We start from the raw sequence: 15,892 nt of genomic DNA on the forward strand, positions 1-15,892 counted from the left end.
TCCTTGCTCATGACGTTCTCCGAAAACCGCTGCGCTCGTTTCGGCGTCATGATTTATCCATCCAACCCGAGATTCTTCAGCCCTTCATTGAGCTGACGCAACCGGACCGCATCCTTGGCGACAGCCTGACGAGCGTCGGCAAGCGCGCTCATCGCCTTGTCGCGCTCCCCCATCACGAGATAGGCGCGCACCAGCCGCAGCCAGCCCTCGACGTCGTCGCCATTGGTCTTCAGCCGCGTCGCCAGCCGATCGACCATGCCCTTGATCATGGTGCCGCGATCGGCCTCGCTCATGTCTTTCGCCGCAGCCATCGCACCGTCCGGCAGTCTCGGCGCGCTGACGCCCGGCGGGACGTCTGGCACGCTGCCGCCGACCCGCACCAGCGCGGCCTGCACCAGCGGCCGCCACGGCGCATCGGACGGCGCCTTCGCCAGCATCTTCTGCCAGAGCGCGGCGGCGTCGGCCGTGCGACCGTCCTGCTCGGCGGCGAGGCCGAGGAAATAGTTCGCCTTGGCATCATCGCCATTGAGCGCGACCGCGCGCTCGAACTCCGCCTTGGCCTCCGCGGTGACGACGCCGCCGGCGCTTCCCATCAAGGCCTCGCCGAGATCGGCGCGGCGATCGGCGCTGTCGCCGGCATAGCTGATGGCGTTACGATAGGCGCGCACCGCGTCATCGTAGCGGCCGAGCCGCGACAGCACCGGCGCCAGCACGGTCCAGCCGCGGCCGTCGGTCGGGTTCTTCTCCAGATGCGCCTCGACCTGCGCGACCAGATTGGCGAGCGGCTGGTTGGCATCGGCGACCTTGCTGCGCTCGGCAAGCGGAAAGTCGCCGAGCCGCGGCGAGCCGAGCGCGAGATAGAAGCTCGAGGCAATCACCGGCAGCCCGACCAGCGCCACCACCGCCGCAGCGCGGCGCAGCGTGAGACTGCCCGTTACCGGGGTGTCGCGTCCGCTCTGGTCGGCGGCGGCGAGCAGCCGGCGGCTGATCTCGATCCGCGCGGCGTCCGCCTCGGCGGCGCCGATGATCCCTGAGGCCATGTCGCGGTCGATTTCGGCGAGCTGGTCGCGGTAGACCACGACCTCGCTGCCGCCCGAGTCCGCGCGCCCGCGCCGGCTGAGCGGCCACAGCACGGCAAAGATCGCCGCGACCGTCATCAGCGCGAACACAAACCACAGCGTCATCAAGCGGTTCCCGGATGGAACGGCGGCTTCCGGCAAGCCACCTTAGAATCGCTTTACACCACCGGCGGCGAGCCCGGCAATTGACAATTGCTGGATCGGCGGAAGGTCGAAATCAGGCGGTTTTCCAGCGTCGTTGCGGCGGCCGGGCAATGGTGTTTCCCGGTAAAGGCGCGCACGATCAAAAACCGCGAAACAACCCCATGCAAAGGTGCGGCGGCCGCCGGCCCTCGAATGACGACTTGACACGCCGGGCAACTCAGCGCCACACTTCCATTATTCCGAAATCGCGCGATCGCTCTGTCCCAGCGCTCCCGCTACCCCGCGCGCGACGACTTTCGCTCCCCTGTCACGGCATTCTCCGCCGCCCGGTTCATTAGCGAGGCGTAGTCGTGGCCGAACAGCACCTCGCAGAAGCGGATCGCGGCCTTGACCTGCTGCTGGCGGAAGGCGCGGACTCGGGCGTCGCCGCCGCGCAGTGACTGCACCAGCCCCTCGGTCGATTGCTCGACATAATGCTGCAGGTCCGAGAAGGTCCGCAGCGTCACCTCGTTGATGGCGAGCTCGCTGGCATAGGTGCGGCACACCGCGACGAAATCGATCAGGGCGGCGGCGTCCTCGACCTCGGACGGGTCGATCTTGGCGCCGGCCGTGATGTCCTTGTCGGCGCGCTGGCGCAGGATGCGGCGGACCCGGCCCGGCACGCTGTCGATCTCCGATTGCAGCGCGTTCGAGGTGTCGGCGCGGACCGACGTCAGCTGACGGCCCCAGGTGGAGTCGTTGCGCAGGTCGAGCTCGGTGCGCAGGCCGCGGACCCCGTCATGCAGGGTCTTGAGCTGCTCGCCGACATAGTCGAAATGCCCGCGCTTGATGTCGGTGCGCAGGCAGGCCGCGACGAACGACAGATCATGCAGCGCGATGGTGACGGCGACGCCGTAGGGCGTGGCCGCAACCCGCAGCTCGTCGTCGGAGGCTGCCATCTTGATCGCGAGGCGGACGATCTGCCACGGCGCGGCGAGCCGCTGCGCGATCAGCGACAGCGCGAACGGCAAGAGCTGCGGCGTCTGCAGCGACGGCAGCTTCAGCGCCTCGGTGGCGGAGGCGATCTGGGAATCCGCGAACACGCGGATCTGGCTTGGCAGCCGGCTGCCCAGGGTTTCCAGCGCCTCGCGGGCCTGCAGCACCAGGCCGATCGGCAGCAGGTCCTCGACCACGCTCGGCGGGCCGACCCGCGCCAGCGCGCGCTGGCGGTCGTCCTGGCTCGGCCCTGCGACCTTGAGGATGGCCTCCGCAGCCGCCAGCTGGAATTTTCGCGCGGCGACTTCCATCGGGCCGCTCTCGGTGGCCGCCGCCAGCGCCGCCTCGAATGCGCGGGCCGCCTCCGGCGCGCCCTCGCGGGCCAGCCACTGCCAGATCGGCAGCAGTGAGGCGCGCCGCAGCTGGCCGGGCCGGGTCGGGAAATTGGTCTCGGCGAGGAACGGCTCGAGCGGCCGGAACAACAGCCGCGCCGGATCGTCGCTGCGCGGCTCGATCCGCTCGTCCTCCTCGGCCCCGCGCACGATCTTGCGCAGCTGCTCCAGCACCAGATTGGCGACGGCGACATCGTCGCCGCGTTCGACCGCGCGCTCCAGCTCGCGCATCAGCAGCGCCTGCGATTGCGGCGGAAGCTGCGCGAGATAATCCCTCAGCCGCTCGGTCGATTTTTGGCTCATGCGCCCGGTCGTGAAAGCTTGGTGCCCGGCAAACGCCGCAGCCCGTCCGCCCGCGATGATAGTGGTTGGCGCGTTAAGAACGCGTTTAGGAAGAATGAGGGCGCAAGGAACGATGCGGCGGCGGCGAACATCGTCATTCCGGGGCGCGCAGCGAACCTCAGATGCGCAATTGCGCATCGGGGAATCTCGAGATTCCGGGTTCGATGCTTCGCATCGCCCCGGAATGACGATACCCAACGAGCGTTCCCATGAGCTGGTTTCATGGAATTGCTCGCCTACACCGCCGGCAGCACCAGCTCCGCCCGCAGACCGCCGATCGGAGCGTCGTTCAGGGTGAGCTTGCCACCATAAAGCCCGGCGAGATCGGTCACGATCGACAGGCCGAGCCCCGAGCCGGGCTTCGATTCGTCGAGCCGCTGGCCGCGCCGCGCCACCTGGGCGCGCTCGGCCTCCGACAGGCCGCGGCCGTCGTCGTCGACCACGATGCGCAGCCTGGGTCCTGCGCCCGACGTCTCCGGCGGGACCACGGCGATCTCGATCAGCACCTGCGAGGCGGCCCATTTGCAGGCATTGTCGACGAGATTGCCGACCATCTCCTCGAGGTCCTGCCGCTCGCCGCGGAACCGCGCCGCCGGATCGGCCTTGGCCTCGATGGTGAGATCGCGATCGCGATGGATCTTCTCCATGGTCCGGCGCAGCGCCTCGATCGCGGGCGCGACGTCGGTGATGGTGCTGACGATGGTGGCGCGGGCGGCGATCCGCGCCCGCTCGAGATGATGGGCGACCTGGTCGCGCATCAGATCGGCCTGCTCCAGCACCTTGCTGGCGAACGGATCGGCGGCATGCGCGCCTGCCTCGTTCACGATCACCGACAGCGGCGTCTTGATCGCATGCGCGAGATTACCGACATGGGTGCGCGAGCGCTCGACGATCTCCCGGTTGGCATCGATCAGCGCATTGGTCTCGCGCGCCAGCGGCGCGATCTCGACAGGGAAGCGGCCCTCCAGCCGCTCGGCGCGGCCGGAGCGGATATCGGCAATGGAGTCCGAAATGCGCTTCAGCGGCGCCAGGCCGTAACGGACCTGGAAGATGGTGGTCAGCAGCAGCACGATGCCGAGGGCTGCGAAGGTGCCGAACAGGTAATAATCGAAGCTGCGGGTCTCATCGAAGATCTCGGTGGCATCGCCGGCGACGCTGACCAGGAACTTGCCGTCGGCGCCGAGATCGACCGGCCGCTCCACCATCCGCAGGCTCTGGCCCTCGGGCCCGTCGACATAGCCGAGGCGGACGCCGGCGGCGGTCAGTTCGGCACCGTGATCCTCGAGCTTGGGCAGCTTCTTGTCCCACAGCGAGCGCGAGGCCCGGGTCTCGCCCTTTTCGGTGTCGGTGCGGGTGATCTGCCAGTACCAGCCCGACAGCGGCAGGTCGAACAGTGGCTCGCCGAGTGACTGGAACTGGCGGTCGGCCGGCTCGTCCGGCGTCGCCACCTCGGCGATCAGGGTGCGCAGATAGAGATTGAGCCGGCGGTCGAAGGCGCGCTCGGTCGCGTCGCGATAGACCGACGACAGGATGACGCCGGTGATCGCCAGGATCACCACCACCCAGGCGGTCGCCGAGACGAACAGGCGTGTCGCAAGCGAGCTGCCGCCCATCAGGGCACGCGCTCGAGCAGCGGGCCGGCGGCAACAGACATCGGGGATTCAGACATCGGCGAATCCAGTTTCGCGAATCCAGTTTCTCCTGGCCCGGATCATGCCAATGCCCGCATGGCGATCAAGCATCTCAAGAGCATGATCCGATTGAACAGGTTATGCCCTTATCCCGTTGTTTGGTCGCGCTTTCCTCGCGCGCGCCGGCGGCTTCAGAAAATGCCTTAGGTCGGCGGCGACAGCATGTAGCCGAGGCCGCGAACCGTCTGGATGATATCGACTTCCAGCTTCTTGCGGATGCGGCCGACGAACACCTCGATGGTGTTGGAGTCGCGGTCGAAGTCCTGGTCGTAGAGATGCTCGACCAGCTCGGTGCGCGACACCACCCGCCCGGTGTGGTGCATCAGATAATCAAGCAGGTTGTACTCGTGCGAGGTCAGCTTGATCGGGTTGCCGTTGACGGTGACCCGCTTGGTACGGGTGTTGAGCGCCACCGGCCCGCAGACCAGCTCGACCTGGGCATGCCCTGTGGCGCGGCGCAGCAGCGCGCGGATCCGCGCCAGCACCTCCTCGAGGTGGAACGGCTTGGCGACATAGTCGTCGGCGCCCGCATCGAAGCCCTGCACCTTGTCGCTCCAGCGGTCGCGCGCGGTGAGGATCAGGACCGGCATCACCCGCTTGTTGCGCCGCCAGGCCTCCAGCACCGAGATACCGTCCATCTTGGGCAGGCCGATATCCAGCACCACCGCGTCGTAGGGCTCGCTGTCGCCAAGGAAATGCCCCTCCTCGCCGTCGAACGCGCGATCGACCACATAGCCGGCGTCCGTCAGCGCGGTGGTGAGCTGGCGGTTCAGATCCGGGTCATCCTCAACGACAAGCAGACGCACTTTGGCCTCCGAGAGTGAACATTGCGATAGTCCGGGCATCAAATGAGGCTTCGCGCCGTGAACGGCTTATGAATGGAGCCACCGGCCAAAGCTAATTTTTTCGTCAGGTGCACCATCCCGGGAACCCGCGCAAGCGCGGCCGGTTCCCGCCGCAAGGTGCGGACGGAATGAGGCTTGGTTTCAATTACTGGTATTATGATACTATAATTTTGGATATGCGACCGCTGGTCTATCATCATGGTCCTGACGCATCGGCAGCGTGAGCAATGTCACAGTGGGCGGCAGGTTAACCTTCGGCGGGCAATTCATTTTCGCTGGTATCAGCGATACGCTAATCCAGCGGCACGTCGGGGGCACAGGGACCGGGAATACTTGATTGCTTGTTTCGAAGATTAGGACATTTGGCGTGGTTGCCGGCTGGCTTGCGCTGGCCTTCATCGCATTCGTCACGTTGTCCCCCATCCAGGACCGTCCGTCGTTCTTCCATCCCCAGACCGAGCGCTTCGCCGCATATGCGGTGATGGCGATGGCCTTCCTGCTGGGTTACCCGCGGCGGACCGGGCTGATCGTGCTGTTTGTCGTGTTCAGCTCGTTCACGCTCGAGGCGATGCAATTGCTGACGCCGGACCGTCACGGCCGGCTGCTCGACGCGATCGTCAAGGTGGCGGGAGGTTTCGCCGGCGTCGGCGCGGGTCACCTCATCCTACTGGTGCTGCGCAGCCAGTTCGGCCGGCTGCGGTCGCGCGCGGAACAATCCGCGGGTTGAACCGCTCAATCGCGCTTCGGCGCTTCCGCGGACCTGGTGCCCTGCTGCGCCATGCATTGCTGGAAGAAATTCAACCGGTCGCCATTCATCGGCGCCGCCCCCGGCCGCTTGTACGGATAGACCATATAGGCCGCGCGCAGGCACCGCTTCGCCGTCTCGGCATCGGGGGCTGCGATGGCGGCCCGCGACGACAGCAACAACGCCAGCACAATGCCGAGCCGAATGGGCGTGCCGCTCACGGCTTCTCGCATTCCGAGTAGAACACGCCATTGGCGGCCGCCAGCCGCTGCAGGCAGTGCCGCTTGTCGGTCACCGCGCCCTCGACTGTGAAATCGTAGGCCTGCGCCTTCAGGATCAGCGCGTAGCGTCCCGGCGACAGCGGCGTGTCGTCGCGCGGCTGGACCTCGAACATCTGCGGATCCTCGCTGAGCGGCGCGGCGCGGAACGGGATCGAGATGTTGCGGATCACCCAGGTGTCGTCACCGGGCGAGACCACCGGCTTGCCGGCCGTGTCGAATGTGGTCTGCTGGGTCACGCGCGCGATCAGGCGCACGTCGATCGGATCGGACGCGCCGCCGGCGCCCTCGCGCCGGAACACGATGAAGCGGAGATGGCCGTCCGGCAATGCAGTCTCGCTCGGCCTGGTGATCGCAGCCGAAATCGCCACGCGCGGATCCGGTGCGCGGCCCTGGATCAATTGCAGCTCATAGAGCTTGCCGCCGCTCTCGGCGTAGACGCCGTAAGCCGTCGGCAACGGCCGTTTCGGTGCGGGCGGCACGACGGGCGCGGCCGGCGCCGGCACGGCCGCGACGACCGCGGGCCGTTGCGGTTCGGCCGGCACCGGCGCAAGCGTTCCCGCGATCATCGCCAGCGCTGCCGCCAATGACACGCCGCGCTGCTGCAACAGCACGACGGCCGCGATCAACGCAAAGAAGCCGAGCATCGCGACGTAGCGCAGCGGCGCCGACGACGACCAGCGCGGCCGGCGCCGCAGCTCGACCCGATCGAGCGTCGCGACAAAGGCCTCCTCGGCATCGATCCGCTGCGGACCCTCGATCCGCCGTGCGGCGCCTGCCGCTTCCAGGAATGCCGGCAGCGCCCGCGCCGGCGGCACCGAGAACCGCTCGACCAGATTGTCCCTGGTGTGCGCCTCGACGCCCTCGATCGCGACTTCCAGCGCCTGCATCAGGCGCGCTTTTTCCTTGGGATCCTGATGCGCGAGCTGTTGCAGCTTTTGCCGCGCGAGCTCGTAGACCGCGCTGCGCAGCTGCTGCGGGTCGGCGTTCACGGAATCGATGGTCCGCGCCAGCACCAGCGCGAACTCCACTTCGGGATGCGCAGGGCTGATGTCGCTGAGCGACCTCTGGGCCGGCGTCGACGTCATAAATGTTAGCCTGGATTGCCCATAATGTTACAATATTGTAGGTGGCTTTTACTGTTAACACAAATGACGAAACCGCAGATGACGCCGCGGTCCGGCGTGACCGTTCCCGGATACAGCAGGATTCATTGACCCGCTTGTTGCAAATCCTGGACGACTGGCTGTTCGCGCCGAAGCGGGATCGCCGGTCCTGGCCGGACCTGCTGCTGCTGGCGGGCTGGATCGCGCTGACCGGCTTCCAAATCTCCCGTCACGTGATGTGGCGCGACGAGGTGCGCGCGCTCACCATCGCCCTTGATGGCGATGATGTGATCGCGATGCTGCGAGGGCTGCATGGCGAAGGCCACCCTGCCCTCTGGTATCTGCTGCTGCGCGGCGCGCATGCCGCGGTCGGCCGGGTCGAGGTGCTGCCCGGTGTGGCCTTCGCGGTCGGGCTCGTCACCGTCGCGCTGCTGATCTTCCGGTCGCCGTTGCCGCGGCCGCTGGTCCTGCTGCTGATCACCGGCCATGCGCTGCTGTTCGAATATGTGGTGATGGCGAGGAACTACGGCATCTCGGCCTTGTTCCTGTTCGCGATCGCGGCCTGCTATCCGGCTCACCGCGACCGCGGCCTCGTGCTCGGCGTGCTGCTGTTGCTGCTCGCCAACACCAATGTCGTCGGCGCGATCATGGCCGGCGCTTTCCTGCTGTTCTGGTTGCTCGACCTGCTCGAAGTTCACGGCTGGCGCTGGTCACCGCTCCTGACCAATTTCGCGGTCAATGCGGCCATCGCGACGATCGGCGTCGCGATCTGCGCGGTGACGATGCTGCCGACCTACAATGATGCGGCGGCCCGCGACTGGTCGCACGCTTCGCCGCTGACGGCCGCAATTCTTTCGCTGGTGAACCCCGGCGCGACGTCGCTGGGCGCGCTGTTTGCCAATTTGCTGCCTTCGGTCGTCGGATCGGCGCTGCTGTTCGGCGCGACCCTCGGGCTATTGCCGCGCCGACCGGCGTTTCTCGCCGCCATCGCCGCGCTGCTGCTGACATCGCTGTTCTTCGCCGTCGCCGCCAACGGCGCCTATCGCCACGCCGCGGTCTTCCTGTGCTTCCTGATCGCGCTGTACTGGATCGGCTGGAGCAAGATCACCGCGACTTCCGCCGGACTGCTGCCGGCGATCGGACGCGTCTCGCTACTGCTGGTGCTCGCTGTCCAGACCGCCGCCGGCATCAACGATCTGCGCAACGCGGCGACCGGCGTTGTCGCAAGCCGCAGCGCCGATCTCGGTCGCCTGATCGCCGCTCGCCCCGATCTCGCCAACGCGATCATCCTCAGCGAGCCGGAATATCTGGTCGAGGCGCTGCCCTATTACGTCGGGAATCCGCTCTATCTCGCACGCGACCACAGGTTCGGCAGCGTCGTGATCTTTTCGCGCAAGGGCAAAATGGACGGCGATCTCGGCGAGACGCTGCGACTCGCGCGCGAGCTCCGCGAGACGCGTGCTGCGCCCGTCATCATCCTGCTCGCCTACCGGCTCGATGCGATCACGCCCGACCAGACCTATGACGAGGGCAAGGAGTGGCGGACGTTCCGCGCCTCAGCCACCGACCTCAGCGACTTCCGCGCAGCGACCACGATGATCCGCCGCTTCGGCCCGGCGAAGAGCGACGAGAGTTTCGACGTCTACCTCCTCAGATAAGCGATCAGGACAAGGAACCGCGCCATGGCGCTGATGGACAGCAAGGTCGAAGCCAGCAAGCCGCCTGCCGCGGGCATTCAGCAGTATCTTGCGATCCTCAGGCTCGATCACAGCACCAAGCATATCTTCATCATTCCCGGGATTATCCTGGCCTGGCTGTTGCGCGGCACGCGAGGCGAGCATCTTGCCGCCTCGATCATCCTTGGCCTCTTGGCTGCGATCTGCATCGCGTCGGCGAATTACGTGATCAACGAATGGTTCGATCGCGACTTCGACCGGCATCACCCGACCAAGTCGCAGCGCTCCGCGGTGCAGAGCGCGATGGACGGCAAGATCATCGGCATCGAATGGCTGCTGCTGGTCGTACTTGGCCTCGCCTGCGCGGCGGCGAGCAGCCGCCTGATGCTGTTCGCGACCAGCATCTTCGCGCTTCAAGGCATCGTCTACAACGTCCCGCCGCTGCGCAGCAAGGACAAGGCCTATTTCGACGTGATCTCGGAATCCGTCAACAATCCGCTGCGGCTGTTGATCGGCTGGGCGATGATCGACCCGACCTCGCTGCCGCCGGGCTCGGTGATCCTGTGCTACTGGTTCGGCGGCGCATTCCTGATGGCGGCCAAGCGGCTGTCCGAATATCGCGAGATCGCCGCCTCGCACGGCCGGGAGCTCTTGGCGCGCTACCGCGCGAGCTTTGCCGACTATACCGAGGTGTCGCTGACCGCCTCCTGTCTCAGCTATTCGCTGTTCTCGGTGTTCTTCCTGTCGGTGTTCCTGGTGAAGTACCGCATCGAATACATCCTTGCGATGCCGCTGGTGGTGATGCTGTTCACCGCCTATTTCTCGATGTCGACCGCACCGGGATCGTCGGCACAAAAGCCCGAGAAGCTTTATGGCGAGCGCGGCCTGATGCTGACCGTGCTGGCGCTGGTCGTGGTGTTCCTGGTGACGAGCTTTGTCGACATGCCGTTCCTCGCCCGGCTGGCGGAGCAGCATTACATCACGCTGGATTGAGGCACTGCGGCCTCGGTGGTCAGCGCCGGCGCGGATGCGCCTTCTGGTGCCACGCCCAGGCCGAGCGGATGATGGTGCCGAGATCCGAGCGACTGGCCTTGAAGCCGAGGCCGCTTTCCGACTTCGAGGGATCGGCGACCAGGATCGGCGGATCGCCGGCCCGGCGTTCGCGAACCACGCTCGGCACCGCTTCCCCGGTCTCGGCGCGGATCGCGTCGAGCACCTCGCGCACCGAATAGCCGGTGCCGGTGCCGAGGTTGAACACGCCGCCGGCGTCGCCCTTCAGCAGCAGCTCGAGCGCGGCGATATGGGCGCTGGCGAGATCGTCGACATGGATGTAGTCGCGCACCGCGGTGCCGTCGGGCGTGTCATAATCCTCGCCGAAGATCGCGAAATCAGGCACGTGCCCCAACAGCGCCATCAGCGCGCGCGGAATCAGATGTGTCTCGGGATCACGCAGCTCGCCGATGGTGCCGGACGCATCGGCGCCGCAGGCGTTGAAGTAGCGCAGGCAGACCGAGTTGAATTGATAGGCGGCGCGGTAATCGGCCAGGATCTGCTCGATCATGTATTTGGAGCGGCCGTAGGGATTGACGGTCGGACCCGCGGCGCTCTCCGGAATCGGATCGCGCCCGGCATTGCCGTAGACGGCGCCGGTCGAGGAGAACACCAGCCGGTCGCAACCCGCCTGCCGCATGCCGCGCAGCAGGCCGAGCGTGCCGGCGACGTTGTTGGTGAAGTATTTCTGCGGATCCGCCACGGACTCGCCGACCGCGCTGAACGCCGCGAAGTGCATCACGGCGCACGCATCGTGCGCGCGGACGGTGGCGGTGATCTTGTCGTGATCGGCGACGTCGCCGACGACCAGCGGTCCCCATTGCACGAAGTTGCGATGACCGGTCGACAGATTGTCGTAGACGACCGGAACATATCCGGCCGCTGCAACCGCCTTGGCGCAGTGGGAGCCGATATATCCCGCGCCGCCTGTGATCAGTATCGAACCCTTGCTCGTCATCGAAAATGCCGTCCCTGCGCGGACCCATCCTGCCTCTCAACAGACGCAGCGCCTGCATGGGTACGACATTCCGCCAGGCGCGGCAAAACGGCAATGCGAATAGCGTTAAGACCGTCCCGCTTGTGCGCAGCAGTGACGGTTAACGCGACCGCAGCGGCACACCGGTCTGATGGCCGACCGGCGGCGCCTGCCGCGACGCTCTCCCGTAAGGGTAAATCGGTGTTGCCGACGGGACCGGCCGGGTCGCCTGCGGCCGCGAGGTCGGAACGCCGCCGCCCGGTCCGTCGATCGAATAGCGGGATCCGCCCTGCGTGGTCGGTCCGGTGCCCTGCGCAAGCGCGGGGCCTGCGGCGGCAGCCGCCAGCGTCGCGATCGTGAACAGGCCGGCCAGTTTCATGGCGATGCTTCGATGGATGCGATCAGGATCAACCGGTCAAGCCGGCAATCGTTCCGGAATGTGAGCGCAGCGATCTTGCGATCGTCATCCATACCTCAAACAAAAACGGCACGGCGAAATGTCTCGCCGCGCCAGTTTCGATCGATGGAGTGAACTCGGGAATTCAGACGCCGGCCTGTGCGACCGCGGCCCAGTGGTCGGGGTTCGCAGGGGTCTGCATCCTGACCCAGCGATAGCGCGCCTGCGACCAGCTGCGGATCTGCGCATTCAGGTTGTCGAGCACGATGTCGCCGCCCTTGGCGCGGACCACCAGCACCAGATGATGCTCGCCCCAGGAGGTCACCACTTCGCTCAGCAGCAGATTGCGCATCGGCCAGCCGCGCGCCAGGAGCTCATGGCGCTTGCTGACGGCATAATCGTTGCAGTCGCCGCGCGCCGGATTGATCAGCCATTCCTCGCCGGCGAGGCCGCGCTCATTGCGCTGCGGAGCGATCTGGCGGTTGACCTGCGCATTGATCTCGATCAGGTCGGCGATGCGCTGCTTGGTCAGGCGCGTTGCACCACCGCGGAATACCATGCGGCTGCGCGGCTTCTGTTTGCATTCGTCGGCATAGCGCATGCAGAACATGGTGTAGGCCATCGGCGCCAGCGTCGGCTCGCTGAAGCGGATCTGCTCGATCACGCCGCGCAGCGGCAGCGGAAAGCCGATCATTCCGGCCTGCGTATCCCGTGCGCTGGTCCCGAGCGCGACGATGGCCAAAACCAGGGCCATCACTTTCTTGACGCTGCACATTCTTCACTCCCCACCGTGCCGGGAAGCATGTACGGGAAATGTCTTGCGCTTCGGCTCAAGCGCACGGCGGCATTTGCTTCAAATGCGCGGGCGAGCGCGCGCCATCCGTTAACCACGCGGCGTCGGCGGCGCCGGCAGGCTTATCGATTGCCAACGATAACGCGCACATCGGCGTCGTGATGCACGATGGATGGCAGATGAGCCGTCTTTTCCAGGCTTTTCCCTGCGGTTCCCACGGACAGCGCGATCAGACAAGGGCCGGTTGCGGCGCGGGATTTCTGATTCCGTTGCGGAAATGGTTAGCCCGACGTGAAGGCGCCGGCGCGATCTGTTAACTGGTCACGCGTTGCCTGGGCGCGATCCCGCACCAGTTCATCACGAGATCGGCGAGCATCTTGATCTCGAGATCGGCGGGCGTCCCGCCGGCGAAATCAGCCACCGATTGGCCGAGCGCAACCGCACGAACATAGGCCGAGCGGCTCCCGATCATCGGCCCGATCTCCTCGTCGAGCGTATCGAGCTCCTCGATCAATTGCTGGCCTTCGAGGGTGCGCTGGTCGACGCGGTTCGGCACGATCATGGCGCGGAGCGCGGTACGCCGCGCGGCGCGGACCTCCCGCACGATGTCGAGCGTCCGCGCGGTGGCTTCGATGTCGAGGCCGGACGGCGTGCAGGGCATCAGCACGATGTTGGCGACCGCGAGAACGGCGCCGAGCACCCGATCGTTGGGGGCAGAGTCCACCACGATGATCTGATGCGGAATCTGGCGCATCAGCTTGGCCCATTCGGCGACGGGGCGGGTTTCCGGATCAAGCTGGTAGACCGGGAACGACAGATTGCCGGGCTCGGCCCAATGACAGGCGGATGCCTGGGAGTCGGCGTCGACCAATCCCACCACGCCGGTCCGCCGGTCCAGTTCCGCGGCCAGCAAGACCGCGAGAGTCGTCTTGCCGACCCCGCCCTTGCGCTGGGCAACCGAAATGACAAGCGGCATCGCAAACTCCTGGGCGTGATCCCCCGCGCGATCCGATGGGTGCGCGGGAGGACACCTTCATCCAACGAGCGTCAGCATCCTGGGCAGACAGACCCGTTTCGCGTCGTAATTGTCCCTCACGAAGCTTCTCGCCTTCATTCGCATCTTTTTGAAGGCCTTGGGCCGTTTCAGCACCGAGATTACCTGATCCGACAGGGCATCAATATCAAAAAACGGCGCCAGCAGGCCGTTGCCGTCGGAGATGATGTCGCGCAGCGGAGCGGTGTCGGACGCCACCACCGCACACCCCGCGCTCATCGCTTCCAGCAGCGACCATGACAGCACGAAGGGGTAGGTCAGATAGACGTGCACCGAGGAGATCTGGAGCAGTGCGAGATATTGGTCCCGGGGAATCCGGCCGAGGAAATGCACGCGGCGAAGGTCGATCTCCGACCTGATCTCGTCGAGGAACATCGACTTCCAGCTCGAGCCCTTGGGCGGATTCGCCCCGTAGGACGTTCCGCTGCCACCGACGATCACCACCTGCGCATTCGGCCGCGCCGCCAGGATCTTGGGCAGCGACCGCATGAAGATGTGGAAGCCGCGCACCGGCTCGAGATTGCGCGAGACGTAGGTGATCACTTCATCCTCGGCCGAGAGTGTCGCGCCGTTCGGCAGCTGAAACCGCGCGACCGGATTGGGCTTCACCTCGTCGGTGTCGACGCCCTCGTGGATGACCTCGATCTTGCCCTGGAACTCGCGGGGAAAGGTCGACCTTTGCCATGGCGTCGGCGACACGCCGGAATCGCATTCCGTGAGCGCCAGCAGCGTGGTCGCATTCTTCAGGTGAAGCGCGACATTGCCATCGAGGCCGGTCATCGGAAACTCGGGATCGAAGCCGACGTCCCTGCCCTCCGCGCCGTAGAAGAACTCGCAATACAGGATGATCCGCGCGCGCGGAAACATCGTGCGCAACGGCAGCGTCTCGCCCCAGCCGGGATGCGCGAAGATCAGGTCGGGCACGAAGCCCTGCCCCGACAGTGAGGACAGCGCATACAGAACCTCCTCGGCGCGCCGCGATTCGACATCGAAGCGGCGGGCAAAGGGATGCACGATCGCAGAGTCCGACTTGGTCGTCGAGTATTTGATCAGCCGGATATCCGGCGTCGTGCTCGCGGTCGACGAGCCGACCGCGACGACCTTGTTGCCGGGCTGCTCCGCAAGCGCGCGCGCGATGTGGCGGTACTGGGCTGGAAAGTTATTGTGGACGAAGAGGACGTTCATCGGCGGGCGGACGCGCCCCCCGGCCGGGCGATCTTCGATTGGCGTCAGGCTCTGCATCATGACCGGGGGTGTGGCATCGATATGCACGGGTGAAACTATCTTACCGGATTAACATTAAGCCCCCTTCTATCACACAGATTTTTAGTGCACACTGCGCGGGCAACATATCAATCCATCCCGTTAGGCTCGCAGGCGACGATGAACGAACAGATTCAGCAGAAAACCATTGATCTGGCACGGGGCCTCTTCCTGGTTCGGTATAACGGCGCAGATGATAAGATGTCGCCTCCAGTGGTGCGCGTATACGCGGACCGCGCCAGCCTTAACAATTGTAGTATCATTTCCGGGCCCGACGCCGTCAATGGAACCCTGTTTGCGCCCGAAAGCGCGCTGGTCGTGTCGGTCGCCCGCCCGAGCCGCCTGATCGTCGAGGTCACTGCGGGGCGCATCGGCGGGTCGACCGCCGCCAACATCAAGATCGAGCCGCTGACCCAGGGCCAGCAGCAGGCTGCGCAGCCGGCCAGCCAGCCGTTTGACGCCTTTGAGCCCGAGTTCGAGCCCGAATTCGCGCCTCAGGCTGGCGCCGGTGGGCAGGGCGACCTCCGGCTGCTCGCCCATGTCGCCGGCCTCGGTGATGTGACCGTCGGCCCGAACACCTGGATCGCCGGACCGTCCGCTCCCGCCCGGATCGAGGGCATCTCGCTCGAATGGCCGAACAAGCCGCGCGATCTCAGCCTGCAATATGCGGTCAAATTCGCCCGGCCGCAGCGCGGCGACAACCAGTTCGTTCCGCTCGGAACCTTCGCTGGAACCCGCGGCCGCGCACTGGCCATCACCGGGTTCTCGCTAGAGGCCGCAGGGCCCAGCGTGGATCGCTATATCATCTCGGCCGAGACCATCTTCCTGGGCGCTCCAGCCCTGCGCGCGACCGGGAACCGGATTGTGGTGTCGGGCCCGTCGGGACGGGAACCCCTGGTGGGCTTCAAGCTCAACCTTGAAGAACGTCGCGTGCAGGCCGCGCCGCTTGCGCCGCAGCAGCCTAGGCGCGTCGAACCGATCGACCCGGCGCCGCGCCAGGACGGACCGCGTCTCGAGGGCCGCGTGCGCGTGTTCCGGAGCCGACAGAGCGCCGTGAAGACCGCGGGCTGACATCCGGCAGGTAAG

At 66.1% G+C, this 15,892-nt stretch carries 15 protein-coding genes; 4 read left to right on the forward strand and 11 right to left on the reverse strand.

Features of this window, described 5'->3' with window-relative positions:
• Positions 1-53: 53 nt before the first annotated feature.
• The 4 genes from ccmI to ACVINW_RS36295 form a co-directional block, all read right to left on the reverse strand.
• The gene (gene ccmI, locus ACVINW_RS36280) at positions 54-1,184 is read right to left on the reverse strand and encodes a c-type cytochrome biogenesis protein CcmI (RefSeq protein WP_456755722.1); all 1,131 of its coding nucleotides are present in this window, start codon (positions 1,182-1,184) and stop codon (positions 54-56) included.
• A gap of 314 nt (positions 1,185-1,498) precedes the next feature.
• Positions 1,499-2,893, reverse strand: coding sequence for a hypothetical protein (locus ACVINW_RS36285; RefSeq protein ID WP_456755723.1), 1,395 nt, complete (start codon positions 2,891-2,893; stop codon positions 1,499-1,501).
• A 275-nt stretch (positions 2,894-3,168) separates the two neighbouring features.
• On the reverse strand, positions 3,169-4,545 hold the full coding sequence (locus ACVINW_RS36290; protein ID WP_456755724.1) for an ATP-binding protein: 1,377 nt from the start codon (positions 4,543-4,545) through the stop codon (positions 3,169-3,171).
• Between the two features lie 221 nt (positions 4,546-4,766).
• A complete protein-coding gene (locus ACVINW_RS36295) occupies positions 4,767-5,429 on the reverse strand; it encodes a response regulator transcription factor (RefSeq protein WP_163154879.1) in 663 nt (220 codons plus the stop codon).
• A gap of 406 nt (positions 5,430-5,835) precedes the next feature.
• Between ACVINW_RS36295 and ACVINW_RS36300 the strand changes: the two genes are divergently transcribed.
• Positions 5,836-6,195, forward strand: a complete 360-nt coding sequence (locus ACVINW_RS36300; RefSeq protein ID WP_456755725.1) for a VanZ family protein — start codon at positions 5,836-5,838, stop codon at positions 6,193-6,195.
• A 5-nt stretch (positions 6,196-6,200) separates the two neighbouring features.
• Here the strand turns inward: ACVINW_RS36300 and ACVINW_RS36305 are convergent, their stop codons facing one another.
• Together ACVINW_RS36305 and ACVINW_RS36310 are read right to left on the reverse strand one after the other, a co-directional pair.
• The gene (locus ACVINW_RS36305; RefSeq protein WP_456755726.1) at positions 6,201-6,434 is read right to left on the reverse strand and encodes a hypothetical protein; all 234 of its coding nucleotides are present in this window, start codon (positions 6,432-6,434) and stop codon (positions 6,201-6,203) included.
• Entirely contained in the window at positions 6,431-7,579 is a 1,149-nt protein-coding gene (locus tag ACVINW_RS36310; protein WP_456755727.1) for a hypothetical protein, read from the reverse strand. Before ACVINW_RS36310 ends, ACVINW_RS36305 begins: the two co-directional genes overlap by 4 nt.
• Before the next feature lie 125 nt (positions 7,580-7,704).
• On the opposite strand from ACVINW_RS36310, the gene ACVINW_RS36315 reads away from it, so the two are divergent.
• Both ACVINW_RS36315 and ACVINW_RS36320 read left to right on the forward strand, forming a co-directional pair.
• On the forward strand, positions 7,705-9,255 hold the full coding sequence (locus ACVINW_RS36315) for a hypothetical protein (RefSeq protein ID WP_456755728.1): 1,551 nt from the start codon (positions 7,705-7,707) through the stop codon (positions 9,253-9,255).
• A 24-nt stretch (positions 9,256-9,279) separates the two neighbouring features.
• A complete protein-coding gene (locus ACVINW_RS36320; RefSeq protein ID WP_456755729.1) occupies positions 9,280-10,266 on the forward strand; it encodes a UbiA family prenyltransferase in 987 nt (328 codons plus the stop codon).
• 19 nt (positions 10,267-10,285) lie between these two features.
• On the opposite strand, the gene galE is transcribed toward ACVINW_RS36320, so the two are convergent.
• The 5 genes from galE to ACVINW_RS36345 all read right to left on the reverse strand — a co-directional run bounded on the left by galE (position 10,286) and on the right by ACVINW_RS36345 (position 14,728).
• Positions 10,286-11,281, reverse strand: a complete 996-nt coding sequence (gene galE / locus ACVINW_RS36325) for a UDP-glucose 4-epimerase GalE (RefSeq protein ID WP_456755730.1) — start codon at positions 11,279-11,281, stop codon at positions 10,286-10,288.
• 139 nt (positions 11,282-11,420) lie between these two features.
• A complete protein-coding gene (locus ACVINW_RS36330; protein ID WP_456755731.1) occupies positions 11,421-11,678 on the reverse strand; it encodes a hypothetical protein in 258 nt (85 codons plus the stop codon).
• Between the two features lie 163 nt (positions 11,679-11,841).
• A complete protein-coding gene (locus ACVINW_RS36335) occupies positions 11,842-12,471 on the reverse strand; it encodes a transglutaminase-like cysteine peptidase (RefSeq protein ID WP_456755732.1) in 630 nt (209 codons plus the stop codon).
• 331 nt (positions 12,472-12,802) lie between these two features.
• A complete protein-coding gene (locus ACVINW_RS36340; protein WP_212019004.1) occupies positions 12,803-13,465 on the reverse strand; it encodes a ParA family protein in 663 nt (220 codons plus the stop codon).
• A 57-nt stretch (positions 13,466-13,522) separates the two neighbouring features.
• Complete coding sequence (locus ACVINW_RS36345) at positions 13,523-14,728, reverse strand: glycosyltransferase family 4 protein (RefSeq protein ID WP_456755733.1); 1,206 nt, start codon at positions 14,726-14,728, stop codon at positions 13,523-13,525.
• Between the two features lie 198 nt (positions 14,729-14,926).
• On the opposite strand from ACVINW_RS36345, the gene ACVINW_RS36350 reads away from it, so the two are divergent.
• Entirely contained in the window at positions 14,927-15,877 is a 951-nt protein-coding gene (locus ACVINW_RS36350) for a hypothetical protein (protein ID WP_456755734.1), read from the forward strand.
• Positions 15,878-15,892 lie beyond the last annotated feature (15 nt).

The sequence above is a fragment of the Bradyrhizobium sp. USDA 4461 genome (assembly GCF_054055655.1).